This window comes from Rhizobium sp. NZLR8, assembly GCF_019685025.1.
Classification (GTDB): domain Bacteria; phylum Pseudomonadota; class Alphaproteobacteria; order Rhizobiales; family Rhizobiaceae; genus Rhizobium.
On record NZ_JABDVY010000001.1, the window covers coordinates 37,316 to 51,461 of the forward strand.

Annotated in this window: 15 protein-coding genes and 1 tRNA gene; 12 read left to right on the plus strand and 4 right to left on the minus strand. The window is 60.5% G+C overall.

Annotated elements, in window-relative coordinates; genetic code table 11:
* The first annotated feature begins 152 nt into the window (after nt 1-152).
* The 3 genes from HJB89_RS00155 to HJB89_RS00165 all read left to right on the plus strand — a co-directional run bounded on the left by HJB89_RS00155 (nt 153) and on the right by HJB89_RS00165 (nt 3,486).
* Nucleotides 153-962: a MerR family transcriptional regulator gene (locus HJB89_RS00155; protein WP_221116459.1), complete on the plus strand. Its 810-nt coding sequence runs from the start codon at nt 153-155 to the stop codon at nt 960-962.
* Nucleotides 963-1,069: 107 nt separating this feature from the next.
* Nucleotides 1,070-1,696, plus strand: a complete 627-nt coding sequence (locus HJB89_RS00160; RefSeq protein ID WP_207582393.1) for a ribonuclease D — start codon at nt 1,070-1,072, stop codon at nt 1,694-1,696.
* A 230-nt stretch (nt 1,697-1,926) separates the two neighbouring features.
* Nucleotides 1,927-3,486: a hypothetical protein gene (locus tag HJB89_RS00165; RefSeq protein ID WP_221148633.1), complete on the plus strand. Its 1,560-nt coding sequence runs from the start codon at nt 1,927-1,929 to the stop codon at nt 3,484-3,486.
* A gap of 179 nt (nt 3,487-3,665) precedes the next feature.
* Here HJB89_RS00165 and rpsA read toward each other — a convergent pair whose 3' ends face one another.
* Nucleotides 3,666-5,369, minus strand: a complete 1,704-nt coding sequence (rpsA, locus tag HJB89_RS00170) for a 30S ribosomal protein S1 (protein ID WP_007634197.1) — start codon at nt 5,367-5,369, stop codon at nt 3,666-3,668.
* A 174-nt stretch (nt 5,370-5,543) separates the two neighbouring features.
* Nucleotides 5,544-6,191, minus strand: coding sequence for a (d)CMP kinase (cmk, locus tag HJB89_RS00175; protein ID WP_221148643.1), 648 nt, complete (start codon nt 6,189-6,191; stop codon nt 5,544-5,546).
* Between the two features lie 327 nt (nt 6,192-6,518).
* Here cmk and HJB89_RS00180 point away from each other — a divergent pair, with 327 nt between their 5' ends.
* The 5 genes from HJB89_RS00180 (at nt 6,519) to HJB89_RS00200 (ending at nt 9,475) form a co-directional block, all read left to right on the plus strand.
* On the plus strand, nt 6,519-6,902 hold the full coding sequence (locus HJB89_RS00180; RefSeq protein WP_207582396.1) for a TIGR02300 family protein: 384 nt from the start codon (nt 6,519-6,521) through the stop codon (nt 6,900-6,902).
* Nucleotides 6,903-7,052: 150 nt separating this feature from the next.
* Nucleotides 7,053-7,128 (plus strand) — tRNA-Ala (locus tag HJB89_RS00185).
* Between the two features lie 101 nt (nt 7,129-7,229).
* Entirely contained in the window at nt 7,230-7,499 is a 270-nt protein-coding gene (locus HJB89_RS00190; protein WP_207582397.1) for a GIY-YIG nuclease family protein, read from the plus strand.
* A gap of 396 nt (nt 7,500-7,895) precedes the next feature.
* A complete protein-coding gene (locus HJB89_RS00195) occupies nt 7,896-8,618 on the plus strand; it encodes a YoaK family protein (RefSeq protein ID WP_207582398.1) in 723 nt (240 codons plus the stop codon).
* 68 nt (nt 8,619-8,686) lie between these two features.
* Nucleotides 8,687-9,475, plus strand: a complete 789-nt coding sequence (locus tag HJB89_RS00200; RefSeq protein WP_221148644.1) for a YdcF family protein — start codon at nt 8,687-8,689, stop codon at nt 9,473-9,475.
* 1 nt (nt 9,476) lies between these two features.
* Here HJB89_RS00200 and HJB89_RS00205 read toward each other — a convergent pair whose 3' ends face one another.
* Entirely contained in the window at nt 9,477-9,950 is a 474-nt protein-coding gene (locus HJB89_RS00205; RefSeq protein ID WP_207582400.1) for a hypothetical protein, read from the minus strand.
* Nucleotides 9,951-10,129: 179 nt separating this feature from the next.
* On the opposite strand from HJB89_RS00205, the gene HJB89_RS00210 reads away from it, so the two are divergent.
* Nucleotides 10,130-10,765 (plus strand): trimeric intracellular cation channel family protein, encoded by a 636-nt coding sequence (locus HJB89_RS00210; protein WP_207582401.1) that lies wholly within the window; start codon nt 10,130-10,132, stop codon nt 10,763-10,765.
* A 13-nt stretch (nt 10,766-10,778) separates the two neighbouring features.
* Here HJB89_RS00210 and irrA read toward each other — a convergent pair whose 3' ends face one another.
* Entirely contained in the window at nt 10,779-11,198 is a 420-nt protein-coding gene (gene irrA / locus HJB89_RS00215) for an iron response transcriptional regulator IrrA (protein WP_164006019.1), read from the minus strand.
* Between the two features lie 300 nt (nt 11,199-11,498).
* On the opposite strand from irrA, the gene fabA reads away from it, so the two are divergent.
* The 3 genes from fabA to fabI are packed head-to-tail and all read left to right on the plus strand — an operon-like array spanning nt 11,499 to nt 14,101.
* The gene (fabA, locus tag HJB89_RS00220) at nt 11,499-12,014 is read left to right on the plus strand and encodes a 3-hydroxyacyl-[acyl-carrier-protein] dehydratase FabA (protein WP_221116468.1); all 516 of its coding nucleotides are present in this window, start codon (nt 11,499-11,501) and stop codon (nt 12,012-12,014) included.
* Between the two features lie 43 nt (nt 12,015-12,057).
* Nucleotides 12,058-13,290 carry a beta-ketoacyl-ACP synthase I gene (fabB, locus tag HJB89_RS00225; RefSeq protein ID WP_207582402.1) on the plus strand — a complete coding sequence of 411 codons (1,233 nt, stop codon included), beginning with the start codon at nt 12,058-12,060 and terminating at the stop codon, nt 13,288-13,290.
* Nucleotides 13,291-13,294: 4 nt separating this feature from the next.
* Nucleotides 13,295-14,101: an enoyl-ACP reductase FabI gene (gene fabI / locus HJB89_RS00230; RefSeq protein WP_207582403.1), complete on the plus strand. Its 807-nt coding sequence runs from the start codon at nt 13,295-13,297 to the stop codon at nt 14,099-14,101.
* The last annotated feature ends 45 nt before the right edge of the window (nt 14,102-14,146 follow it).

Genomic DNA, 14,146 nt, shown 5'->3' on the forward strand with positions numbered 1-14,146 from the left:
CTGAAAGGGGGCTGGAATTATCTTGCAGAAGTTCTGCAAGCTATGTAGAAAACTCCTACATTTTTCCTGCAAGAAAACAAGCGGGATTTTTTGCTTCAAACATCACGCGTTTTGATGAATGCTCGCAGCGATTGGAATCGGGATGTTTCTGGATGAACGATAGCGGACCTGTGCGCTACAAGGTGGCGGAGGCCGCAAGGCTGGCGGGCGTTTCGGCCTCGACGCTGCGCCTCTGGGAAAGCCAGGGCCTTTTGGTTCCTGGCCGTTCGGAAACCGGCCATCGGCAATACAGCGCCGACGATGTGGCGCGGTTGAAGCGCATCTCTTGGTTTCGTGTCGAGCGTGGCCTCAATCCCGCGGCAATCCGTGAGGCGTTGGAAGGGGAGGAGCCTCCGGCCGATGGTGCGGAGGCAAGCCAGGGCGCGGGCCTCGGCCGCAAGCTGCGCAGCCTGCGCCATGCCGCCGGCAAGACGCTCGATCAGGTGGCTGGCGACATCGGCATCACCGCTTCGACGCTCTCGACGCTGGAGCGCACTTCGCAGGGCGTGAGCTTCAAGACCCTACATGACCTCGCCGAGTATTATGGCACCACCGTCTCGCGCCTTTCAGGCGAGGAAAGCGAGGAGGGATCGGCTGTGGTGCGTGCCGGGGCGTGGCGCACCTGGCCTGAAACAACGCCTGGAGTCGCGGTGCAGTTGCTCGCCGAAGGCCGCAGGATGATGGATTGTCATCGTTTCGTGCTGGCGCCGGGGGCGGCCAGCGAGGGCGCCTATCGTCACGAGGGCGAGGAATTCATGCATGTCCTGGCCGGCCGGCTCGAGCTGGTGCTCGACAGCGATCAGTTTTTCGATCTCGGTCCGGGCGATTCGCTCTATTTCGAAAGCCGCCGCTATCATTCCTGGCGCAACCGCCACGACGGCGAAACCGTGCTTCTCTGGATCAACACACCGCCGACATTCTGACCCACCCGTACAGGAAGCAGTTTCGCATTTTGCGGCGTTGCGCTATAGCGCTAAAACACGACGATTTCAGGCCGGTTCAGCCTGACATTCGAACGAAAGATAGTCTCATGGCTGCGACCATACGTTATCACCAAGGCGATATTTCCGCGGCCGATGCCGCCCGTTACACCGGCGCAATCGCCATCGACACCGAAACGCTCGGCTTAGTGCCGCGCCGGGATCGGCTCTGCGTCGTCCAGCTTTCGCCGGGTAACGGCACCGCCGACGTCATCCGTATCGCCGCCGGCCAGAAAGAGGCCCCCAATCTCGTCGCCCTGCTCGAAGATCCCACCCATCAGAAGATCTTTCATTACGGCCGCTTCGATATTGCCGTGCTCTTCCATACTTTCGGCGTCACGACGACGCCGGTGTTCTGCACCAAGATCGCCTCGCGCCTGATCCGGACCTATACCGATCGCCACGGGCTCAAGGATAATCTCAAGGAGATGCTCGACGTTGATGTCTCCAAGGCGCAGCAATCTTCCGATTGGGCGGCCGAGCCGCTATCTCAAGCCCAGCTCGAATATGCCGCGTCCGATGTGCTCTATCTGCACGCGTTGCGCGACAAGCTGACGGAACGCCTGCTTCGCGACGGCCGGTTCGACCATGCGACGGCCTGCTTTGCATTCCTGCCGACCCGCGCCAAGCTCGACCTGCTCGGCTGGGAAGAGGCCGATATCTTCGCCCACAGCTGATTAAATTGCCTGCGACACGCAGACAGACAAAGGCCGTGGACTGGCGTGTCCGCGGCGTTAGCGATTCGTTAACGCCTCTTTCCTAAAATTCCCATTAATGTTTATGCATTTCGATGACGCGGCTATTGCGTCATGCGGACAGGAGGATCTGCTGGGATGCAAGGGGGCCGGATGAGCGCGGTCCTTTTATAGAGCCTGCTTTCATCGTCACTTTGCGAAAGGAGCATGCCATGTTGACTCCCGTTCGTGCAGCGTCCAATGCAAGCTTTTCGTCCCAAGGCCAGACTGCGGCGATCGTCGCCGGCGGCCTCGGCCGTTCTGTGATTGCGCCGGCGCCTGTCAATCCCGTCGAAGCCGCCGACCTGAATTCCGCCATTGCCGGCAAGCTCAATATCCTGCTCCTTGCCGCGCGTGAGCGCATGGTCGAAGCCCTTTTCGATGCCATCGATGCCGCCGGCCGCGCGATCTCGCTGGATCGCGGCGAGGACGAGACCAATCTTGCCTTCGCCTCCCGGCTCGCCGATGCCATCCAGCGGCTGCCGGCTCTCAGGATCGACGAGGTCGAGCGCCAATTCACCGCAGAGGGCCATAGCCTGCCGCTCCGGATGATCGCCGCAGCCCTGAAGAACCCCACAGGCCCGGAAGCAGCCCGCATCGTCGCCTATCTGGAAATCGTCCGCTACAAGGATCGCGATCTCGCCGCCCGCGCCGTCGTCCGCTCCTACGGCCAGAACGACGCTTCGCCGATGCGCGCCGAAGCTCGTCCTGAGATCCAACTTCATGAGGATCGTGGGTCTGCCGCCACGCGCCAGCCGGCAGACAAGCTATCCGCGCCGGCCAGTTTGCTGATCGAGGCCGCGGCTCTGGCGACCGCCGAGGAAGTGGTCGTCGCCGAGGCCGTGGACGCAGAAGATCCGGAAACGCAGCAGCCTCAAAACCGGGCTCAGTCCGCGTCGGCGGCGGCAAGCGAGGTCGCCCCGGAAAAATCCGCGCCGCAGGAGATCGAAGCCGCGCCGGCCTTGCCGACCGAAGCCACAGCGACCGAGGACGCGCGGGAAACGCCGGAGGCGTCTGCCATCCAGCCTCGCGCGGTGTTGGAAAAGGGCGATCCCGTCATTCCCAGGAACTGGGCAGGAATTGTCGCTTCGATGACCGAAGAGGTCTCCGCGATGATTGTCACCATCATCGGCGAGCAGGATATTGAAGCCGTCGTGGAGGATGGTCCCGTCGAGGCGGCCGTTGAGATCGATGTGATCCTCGACGAAGCCGTCATCAGCGATGCGACCGAAACCTTGACCAGGCAGCCGGCGGAGTTCGCAGCACCGGATGCGCGCCAGTCCGCAGCGCTTCACCCTTCGCCGATGGATACCGAGATCGTGACTGCGGCTGCCCGTCAGCCGAAAGAGATCGCCGCGCCACCGCCAATGATGCCGATTTCCGAGACGGCCGAGGCGTCCTATCTGCCGCTGGCCGCAAGAATGCCGGAGGGGCTTGCCTATACGCAGCTGCCTTATCAGTTCGCCAAGGATGTTCCGTCGAACGAGAAGGCCGGTGAAACGAGCCACCAGCATCAGCACCACCACGATGGGGCACCGCCAGACCAGCAGCAAGGGGATCAACAGCAGGCGCAATCGGGCAGCGGGGATGCCACGCCCGATCTGGAAGCTGCCAACGCGGCACCTGAGCGCAGGACGCCGAGGATGATTGATTCCGAGCCGACGCCACATCAGCCAGGCGCGGCCGAAGACCCTGTTTATGCGCTCTATCAGCGCATGGTCGGCTGGGAATAAATTTCCATAATCCAAGTCATCAGGAAGCGTGCAGCGGTTCCGGGATAACGAAATGCATAAAAACCAAGGACCAAAGCGCCGCGCTGGATCAACTTTGATGCGACGCGCTCTAGCCCGAAAATGAAGAACCCGCCGGATCGCTCCGGCGGGTTCTTCAATTCAAAAGGCGGATGCGAGGCTTATTCGCCGCCGCGGTTCTTCAGGGCTGCGCCCAGGATGTCGCCGAGCGAAGCGCCGCTGTCGGACGAACCGAACTGGGCAACGGCTTCCTTCTCTTCCGCAATCTCCAGAGCCTTGATGGACAGCATGATCTTGCGGTCCTTCTTGGAGAAGTTGGTGACGCGGGCGTCGAAGACCTGGCCGACCGAGAAGCGCTCAGGGCGCTGTTCGTCGCGGTCGCGGGCAAGGTCAGCGCGGCGGATGAAGGAAGTGATGTCCTCGTGGTTGACGAGCTTCACTTCAACGCCGCCATCGTTGACTGCGATGACTTCGCAGGAAACGACTGCATTCTTGCGCAGGTCGCCTGATGCAGCGGCGTCGCCGACTGCATCCTTGCCGAGCTGCTTGATGCCGAGCGAGATGCGTTCCTTCTCGACATCGACGTCGAGAACGACGGCCTTGACGACGTCACCCTTGTTGAACTCCTCGATGACCTGTTCGCCCGGACGGTTCCAGTCGAGGTCGGAGAGGTGCACCATGCCGTCGACATCGCCGTCGAGGCCGATGAACAGGCCGAATTCGGTCTTGTTCTTGACTTCGCCTTCGACTTCAGTGCCGGCCGGATGGCTGCGGGCGAATGCTGCCCACGGGTTTTCCAGCGTCTGCTTGAGGCCGAGCGAGATACGGCGCTTGGACGGATCGACTTCGAGAACGACGACTTCGACTTCCTGGGTGGTCGACAGGATCTTGCCGGGGTGAACGTTCTTCTTGGTCCAGGACATTTCCGAGATATGGATCAGGCCTTCGATGCCCGGCTCCAGCTCGACGAACGCACCGTAGTCGGTGATATTCGTAACGGTACCGGAAATCTTCTTGCCTTCCGGATACTTGGCCTGGATGCCATCCCACGGATCGCTCTCGAGCTGCTTCATGCCGAGCGAGATGCGATGGGTTTCCTGGTTGATGCGGATGATCTGAACCTTGACCTGCTGGCCGATGTTCAGGATTTCCGACGGATGGTTCACACGGCGCCATGCCATGTCGGTGACGTGCAGCAGGCCGTCGATGCCGCCGAGGTCGACGAACGCACCGTAATCGGTGATGTTCTTGACAACGCCGTCGACAACCTGGCCTTCTTCGAGGTTCTGAACGATTTCAGAACGCTGCTCGGCACGGGACTCTTCCAGAACCGTACGGCGCGAAACCACGATGTTGCCGCGGCGCTTGTCCATCTTGAGGATTTCGAAGGGCTGCGGGTTATGCATCAGCGGAGTGACGTCGCGGATCGGGCGGATATCGACCTGCGAACGTGGCAGGAAGGCGATCGCACCGTCGAGGTCGACCGTGAAGCCACCCTTGACCTGGTTGAAGATCACACCTTCGACGCGCTCGCCGGCTTCGAACTTGGCTTCGAGCTTGACCCAGCTTTCTTCGCGGCGAGCCTTCTCGCGCGACAGAACTGCTTCGCCGAGCGCGTTTTCGATACGCTCAACGTAAACTTCGACTTCATCGCCAACCTTGAGCTGGCCGTCCTTGGCGCGGGCGCCGAATTCCTTGAGCGCGATGCGGCCTTCGACCTTCAGGCCGACGTCAACAACGGCGACATCCTTTTCGATGCCCGTGACGATACCCTTGGTAACATAGCCTTCGGCCAGATCGTTCTTGGCAAAAGACTCTTCGAGAAGGGCCGCGAAATCCTCGCGAGAGGGAGTAGCTACTGACATAAAATCTCCTGCGTGTCCTGAATAGCGAAGCGGACACGTACGCGCCGGTTGGTTTGCGTTGAACGGGCCTGAACCCAGTCCGCCCTTTTTCACGAGGGCAATCCGGCGCTTGGACGGAATTTCAGGCTGCATTAACAGCGATCCATGCTCCTGAGCATGCAAAATCGCTTCAATTTAGGCATTTCGGCTCAAGACCGCATCGATGATCGATTGTGCAGCTTGAAACGCGGCCTCTATACTCATTTCCGACGTATCAAGCAAGTGCGCATCATCAGCTGGTTTCAAAGGGCTGTCGGCCCGTCCCATGTCGCGTTCGTCGCGCCGTTTGACGTCTTCGAAAATCGCATCGAAATCCGCCGTCGCGCCCTTGCCGAGGATCTCGTCGTAACGGCGTCTTGCGCGGACCTCCGGCGTCGCCGTTACGTAGAATTTGACCGCCGCATCCGGGCAGACGACCGTGCCGATATCACGCCCGTCGAGCACGGTTCCCGGCGCCTTTATCGAAAACCGCCGCTGCGCCTCGACCAGCGCCCGGCGCACCGCCGGCATCACGGCAATCTTCGAGGCGGCTTCGCCGATCTCATGTTTGGAAAGTATATCGCGATCCAATCCAGCGAGTTCAACCTCCCGCGCGATCTTTTCCGCCACCGCCTCGTCGTCGAGCGGCAGGCCGGAGTCGAGCAGCGCCTTGGCTGTGGCGCGATAGGTCAGGCCGGTATCCAGATGATGGAAGCCGTATCGCTCGGCGATGCGGCGCGAAAGCGTGCCCTTGCCGGCCGCCGCCGGGCCATCGATGGCGATGGTGAAGGTCTTCGTTGTCATGTGATCAATCCTGGAGCAGCGGGCTTACAGGCTCTGGCTGGAGCCAAGCATGGCGTAATCATTTGTAAACGCATAGCATTTCCTTCGCAAGGCCGTCCTTTTCGGCGACAATCTTCGCTACGTTCTGCGGCTGCCGCGGCTCGTTACCATACACCCGCCGGCCGGTCATCCGGCGGCGGCGGAAATAGCCTGCGCTCTGATCATAAAGTTTGGCTTTGACATGGGAAGCCACAGCGATTAAGGGGACCGGCTTATAAATTCCGATGGAACGCCGGCTTGATCGGCATTTGCCGAATCTCGCATTCGGCCATTCTCACGAGGCTTATAGTGGCGAAAGCGGAACTTGGAACCAAGCGTACCGATCCGGAAACCGGCAAGAAGTTTTATGATCTGAACCGGGATCCGGTCGTCTCTCCTTATACCGGCAAGTCCTACCCCCTGTCCTTCTTCCAGGAAACCTCGGCGATCGCCGAGGTTGCCGAGGAAGACGAGGTCGCGGAAGTCGATACTGAAAACACCGAAGTCGAACTGGTTTCGCTGGAAGATGCCGATGAGGCCGCAAGCGGCGACGACATCCCCGATATCGGCGATGACGATGTCGAAATCGAAGGCGATGACGACGACGATACCTTCCTCACACCCGACGAAGACGATGACGACGATGACATGAGCGACATCATCGGCGTGACCGGCGACGACGACGAAGTCTGACCACTGCATTTCGGCCCGGTGAGGAAAAAATTCTCCGGGCCGGATTTTTTAGGCTTGCTATCTCCGAAAACCGGAAGTAATAAGCCGCCACTCCGAAGGGCACGCCTTGAGGAGTATCCCAGGACCGGCCCTGCGCCGGACCACCTTGATGGGGCTATAGCTCAGCTGGGAGAGCGCTTGCATGGCATGCAAGAGGTCAGCGGTTCGATCCCGCTTAGCTCCACCACGCTTCGCCCTTACGGGCTTCGCGTGGCGCAGCCGCGAGAAACCGTTAGGCCGAAGCAGTGCCCGGCATAGCCCGAAGGGCGACGACGGGCTGAAACGCTGATGTGGTATGTCTATATTCTCCGCAGCGTCGATTTTCTCGATCAGGAATATACCGGGTCTACCGCAGATCTGAAACAACGGTTCGCCGCTCACAATGCCGGAAAATCCACCCACACGGCCAAATTCGCACCATGGATTTTGTTCTGGTATTGCGCCTTTCCTGACAAACACAAAGCGCTTGAATTCGAAGCATATCTGAAATCGCATTCCGGCAGGGCTTTTGCCAGCAAGAGACTGGTCCAGCCGCATTCGGATCCAGGTAAACTCTAACCGCCCCGCGTCGCCCCGGCAGGCCGCTCCCACAGCCCACCGGCGCCTCGAGCCTCACATCTCGACGATAACCGCTGTCACCGGCTTCATCACCGGCAGCACCAATAGTAAGACGGGAAAGGCGATTGCCCAGGAAAGCGCCCAAGGTGCGTACCCAGCAACGGATCGCCGTCGTTCTGTGAGAACAAGCGAGCCGACCTATGCTCCCTCAGCTGACGGCCGTGCTTCTCTCCGACCTGTCGGCAAAACAGGGCATCACCACTTCTTTCCTGGTGTCTCTCAGAGTAGCATTTCCGAGCGTGGCATCAGCCAACCGCAGTCGTCTTTGCCAATTCCTCAACAAAAGGAATTATCCTTCTGCCGCATCTCAGCGATTCGGCCCCAGGACCCTCCGCAATGACCAGAGCACGACGCCGTCGCCTCATCCGCACCCGACGGACCATGACCGGGATCGCCCTCGTTGGCTCGATTTCGTTTCTTGCCGGCATGACCGATGCGACCGGCCTGCTGCTGACCGGCGATTTCGTCTCCTTCATGACCGGCAATACGACGCGGGCGGCATTGGCCTTGAGCCAGGGCAACCTTTATCACGCGGCGGTACTGATCTCCGCCATTCTGGTTTTCGTGCTCGGCAATGCGGCCGGCATTGTCGTCGCCCATTTTTCGCAACGCCGCATTTTCGTGGTGCTTGGATGCGTCGGCCTCGTCCTGGCACTTGCTTCGATGATGACGATGCAAAACTTGCTGCTGTCGCGCTTCTATTTGATCGTTCTTGCCATGGGCATGGTGAACGCCGCCGTCGAGCAAATCGAGGGCCTGCCGATCGGGCTGACTTATGTCACAGGCGCACTGTCGCGCTTCGGCCGCGGCATCGGCCGCTGGATCATCGGCGATCGCCGTATCGAATGGACGATCCAGATCGTGCCCTGGGGCGGCATGCTGCTCGGGGCGATTGCCGGCGCCCTCGTGACGCGACTGACCGGCGCGTATGCGCTGTGGCTGGTCTCCCTTTTTGCGATGGTGCTTGCGCTTGCCGCCATGTTCATCCCCCGGCCGCTTCAGCGGCGCTTCAACCAGAAGATCGCGCCGCATCGATCGGCCGTCGCGCGGGCGAAATAGAGCCGTCGCATTCCTGTTACCGTCGAATCGGATAGGAAGGACCGCCGCCCATCCTCAAGGAGTAGGTCTTGTTCCTGATTTCGAAGCTCGTCTGGATTTTCGCTCAGCCGTTGTCGCTGGCATTCTTCCTCCTCATCATTGCCCTCATTGCCGGCCTTTTGCGCTGGCGTACCTTAAGTATCCTCGGCGCAGCCGGTTCGGCCCTTATCCTCTTCGTCACGCTCTACACCACGGCCGGCAACCTCATGATGCAGGGTCTCGAGCAGCGCTTCGCCAAGCCCGCCGCCGATCCGGATAGCCTGCAATGCATGATCGTGCTCGGCGGCGCTTTCGAAAACGAGGTGAACACGGCGCGCCATGGCATAGAATTCAACGCCGCGGCCGACCGCTTCGTCGAAGCCCTGCGGCTCGCACAGAAATTTCCGCAGTCGCACATTCTGGTGTCGGGCGGCGACGGCTCGCTCTCGGGCATCTACGAAGGCGATGCGGCGGCATCCGAGCGCTTCTTCCCGCTCTTCGGCGTCGGCAGGGATCGCCTGATCGAGGAGAAGCAATCGCGCACCACCTTCGAAAACGCCGTCAACACCAAGGAATTCCTCGCAAGCCAGGGGCTTGCCAATTGCCTGCTGATCACCTCGGGTTTTCATATGCCGCGCTCCGTCGGCATCTTCCGCAAGCTCGGCATCGATATCGTGCCCTGGCCGACCGATTATCGCACCGACGGTGAGGTGAGGCCGGGGTTGGATTTCACCCAGCCGAGCCTCAACGCCCAGAACATGGCGACGGCGATCCGCGAATGGTACGGCCTGGTCGGCTATTATCTCGCCGGCCGGACATTGGAGCTTTATCCGGGCTGAGTTACTTTTTTGAAATGGTGACGAATTTCGTCCCGCGCACGCGGGCCGTCACCGTGCAGGGATCACCTTCGGTGCGGTCGCAGAAACGCGGATGCATCTTCATTGCCAGCACCATGTTGCCGAAGCGCTGGACGAAGTCGTAGCCATAGATCTGCGCCGTCGCGATCATGAAATAACCGCCTTCCGCCACCTGCAGATAGAAATTATAGGTGCAGCCGTCGTCATTGCACTGCGGCCCCTTCTGCCCGTCGCAGGTCAGCTGGCCCTCGTTGACCACCGCATCGATCAGGCCGTCATTGTTGATGTCCTGCCGGATGATGAAGCCGTCGGCGAACTCGGCCGTCTTGCACTGCTCCTGGAAATGTTTCTTCTCGTAGATCTCCGGATCGGAAATCAGCGATTGCTGGCCGAAGGCGACAGCCGGCGTGAAAAGCAGCAGGACGATATTCAGAACGGCGAGCACCAGCGTTTTCACGGCTTTCCTCTTTTGGATAAAGGCTCTGCAGCCTGATGCATGTCGCCCGAATGTGTGCAGCGGATTTGGGACAACGGCATGCATCGTATAAAGACTTTGGCTTTATGGCGCCGCCGCCTTGCGCCGCCCTTGCCATCATGGTTCTTTCGGCAAAAACATAAGCCGGTTCTGGGGGCCGCATGTCCTTGCTCGTTTATCTCGATTATGCCGGCATTGCGCTGTTTGCTGCGACAGGCGCGCTTGCCGCCTCGCGCAAGCAGCTGGACCTGATCGGCTTTCTGTTTTTCGCCATGGTGACGGGAACGGGCGGCGGCACCGTGCGCGATATCGTGCTCGGTCGCGTGCCGGTTTTCTGGGTGCTGAACCCCGCCTATATCCTCGTCTGTTGCGTCATGGGCATCGTCGTTTTCTTTACCGCCCACCTGCTGGAATCACGCTATCGCCTGCTGATCTGGCTGGATGCGATCGGTCTTGCCGCCTATTGCGTGCTCGGCGCCGCCAAGGGCCTTGCCGCCACCGGTTCGCCGACCATCGCGATCGTAACCGGCACGCTGACGGCGACCTTCGGCGGCATTCTGCGCGATCTGATGGCAAACGAGCCTTCGGTGCTCTTGCGGCCGGAAATATACGTCACCGCAGCCCTCGTCGGCGCCGGTGTGTTCACGCTCGCCAATGCGCTGGGAATGCCGCTCTATCTGGCGTCTGCCTGCGGCGTCGTGGCGGCCTTTGCGGTGCGCGGCGGAGCACTGTGGTTCGGCTGGACCTTCCCGACTTACAGACACAAGCCCGGCCGGCATCCCGACGATGTGATGTGAAGAAGCGGTGTCGTCAGCCCTGCTTCGCCCGCAGACGGATCACCACGTCGACATGGGCGATTTCCATCCCCTCCGGCGGCTCCGGCAGGTTGGCGATCGTCAGGTTGCTGACCGGAATATCGAGTACCTCGTTTTCGCCTTCGACGAAGAAATGGTGGTGGTCGGAAACATTGGTGTCGAAATAGGTCCTGGCGCTCTCGACGGCGAGAACGCGGATGAGACCGGCTTCAGTGAATTGGTGCAGCGTGTTGTAGACCGTTGCCAGCGACACCGGAACGCCGGCTGCAACCGCCTCCTCATGCAGTTCCTCAACGGTCAGATGCCGGTCGCCCTTGGCAAACAGGAGGTCGCCGAGCGCGACACGCTGGCGGGTGGGGCGCAGGCCCGCGCCGCGCAGCCTTACCTCTATTGCGATCGGGAGTGCACCCGTCATCAAAACCAACTCCGGTTATTCCTGCATAATTCAATCATGTTTCTTCAAGCGGTATAACTTTTGCACCGGAGCCTTTCAATAGTTCAATGGGGACAAGAGCCTGATAAACGCGGCCAAAACGGGCTTTTGACGCAAATAGGTCTGGTCGCAGCCCTGGCCTTCCTGTATGCGACCACCAAATAATAGCGCAAGCTTGGTCCGGACCCTTGAATGAAGCTGCCTTGCTCGTGCTTCATTTTCTGAAGAACCTGGACTACATGTTCATAACCATGGGCTCACGCGGGAGGGAAAAGAAACTTTATGACGACAAGACAGTCCAGCTTCTCGTACGACGAACTCATCGCCTGCGCACATGGCGAGCTGTTCGGGCCCGGCAATGCGCAGCTTCCCCTGCCGCCCATGCTGATGGTTCACCGCATCACCGATATTTCCGAAACGGGCGGGACTTTCGACAAGGGTTATCTCAGGGCCGAATACGACGTACGCCCTGACGATTGGTATTTTCCCTGCCATTTCGAAGGCAATCCGATTATGCCGGGCTGCCTCGGCCTTGATGGCATGTGGCAGCTGACCGGCTTCTTCCTGGGCTGGCTCGGCGAGGCAGGCCGCGGCATGGCCCTGTCGACAGGCGAAGTGAAATTCAAGGGCATGGTCCGGCCCCAGACGAAGCTGATCGAATACGGCATCGACTTCAAGCGTGTCATGCGCGGCCGTCTGGTCCTCGGCACGGCCAACGGCTGGCTGAAGGCCGACGGCGAGACCATATACCAGGCGGCCGATCTTCGCGTCGGTCTCTCGAAAGACAAGACGGCCTGAACCGTATCTCAAGCGGCTCACGAAACAAAAAAGGTTTGATCAGATGAGACGGGTAGTTGTCACGGGTCTGGGTGTGGTGTCCTCGATCGGAAACGACGCCGCCGAAGTCACCGAATCCTTGCGGCAGGCAAAGTCCGGTATCTCCTTCTCCAGCGATTTCGCAGAGCACGGCTTCAGGTGCCAGGTCTGGGGCAGCCCCAAGCTCGGTTCGGCGGAGCTGGCCGAACTGGTCGATCGCCGCGCCATGCGCTTCCTGTCGCAGGGCGGCGCCTGGAACCATGTCGCCATGAAGCAGGCACTTGCCGATTCCGGGCTGGAAGAGAAGGACTACGCTCAGAACGAGCGCACCGGCATCATCATGGGCTCCGGCGGTCCGTCCACCCGCACCCTGATCGAGGCGGCCGAGATCACCGTGAAGAACAACAGCCCGAAGCGCATCGGCCCCTTCGCCGTGCCGAAGGCGATGTCCTCGACCGCATCGGCGACGCTTGCCACCTGGTTCAAGATCCACGGCGTCAATTATTCGATCTCGTCTGCCTGCTCGACATCGGCGCATTGCATCGGCAACGCCGCCGAGATGATCCAGTGGGGCAAGCAGGACGTGATGTTCGCCGGCGGCCACGAGGATCTCGATTGGACCATGTCCAACCTCTTCGACGCCATGGGCGCCATGTCCTCCAAGTACAACGATACGCCCGATACCGCTTCGCGCGCCTATGATGTCAACCGCGACGGTTTTGTCATCGCCGGCGGCGCCGGCGTGCTGGTGCTCGAGGAGCTGGAGCACGCCAAGGCCCGCGGCGCCAAGATCTACGCCGAAATCGTCGGCTACGGCGCAACCTCGGATGGCTACGACATGGTCGCCCCCTCGGGCGAGGGCGCCATCCGCTGCATGCGCCAGGCGCTCGCCACCGTCAAAGGCGATGTCGACTACGTCAACACCCACGGCACCTCGACGCCGGTCGGCGACAGCAAGGAAATCGGCGCCATCCGCGAGGTATTCGGCGCCAAGATCCCGCATATTCAGTCGACCAAGTCGCTGACCGGTCATTCGCTCGGCGCTGCCGGCGTGCAGGAATCGATCTATTCCCTGTTGATGATGCAACATGGCTTCATCGGCGAAAGCGCTCATATCTCAGAGCTCGATCCGGAATTCGAAGGCGTGCCGATCGTGCGCAAGCGTATCGACGATGCGAAGATCGATATCGCCCTCTCCAACTCCTTCGGCTTCGGCGGCACCAACGCCACGCTGGTCTTCCAGCGTTATAACGGATAACAACATGTCGGGAATCATGCAGGGTAAGCGCGGCCTCATCATGGGCGTCGCAAACAACCATTCGATCGCCTGGGGGATTTCAAAAGCTCTCGCCGCACAGGGTGCGGAACTCGCCTTCACCTATCAGGGCGATGCGCTGGGCAAGCGCGTCAAGCCGCTGGCTGCCGAAGTCGGCTCGGATTTCGTGCTGCCCTGCGATGTCGAGGACGTCGCCTCGGTCGATACCGTGGTCGACGCGATCAGCGAGCGCTGGGGCAAACTCGATTTCATCGTCCACGCCATCGGTTTTTCCGACAAGAACGAGCTGAAGGGTCTCTACGCCGATACGACGCGGGAGAATTTCAGCCGCACCATGGTCATTTCCTGTTTCTCCTTCACCGAGATCGCCAAGCGCTGTGCTCCGTTGATGGAAGACGGCGGTGCGATGCTGACACTGACCTATAACGGTTCGACGCGCGTGATCCCGAATTACAACGTCATGGGCGTCGCCAAGGCAGCGCTTGAGGCTTCGGTGCGTTATCTCGCCGCCGATTACGGTCCGCGGGGCATCCGCGTCAACGCAATATCAGCCGGCCCGATCCGGACGCTGGCCGGCGCCGGCATCTCCGATGCGCGCGCGATCCTTTCCTGGAACCAGCGCAATGCGCCGCTGCGCAAGTCCGTGACCATCGATCAGGTCGGCGGTTCGGCTCTCTACCTGCTCTCCGACCTTTCCGCCGGCGTCACCGGCGAAATCCATTTCGTCGACGCGGGTTTCAACGTCACCTCCATGCCGACGCTGGACACGTTGCGCAGAGCGGACGTCGAATAGACGCTACTCCGATTTGAAACTCAAAAGGCCGTGCGCAGGTGCGCA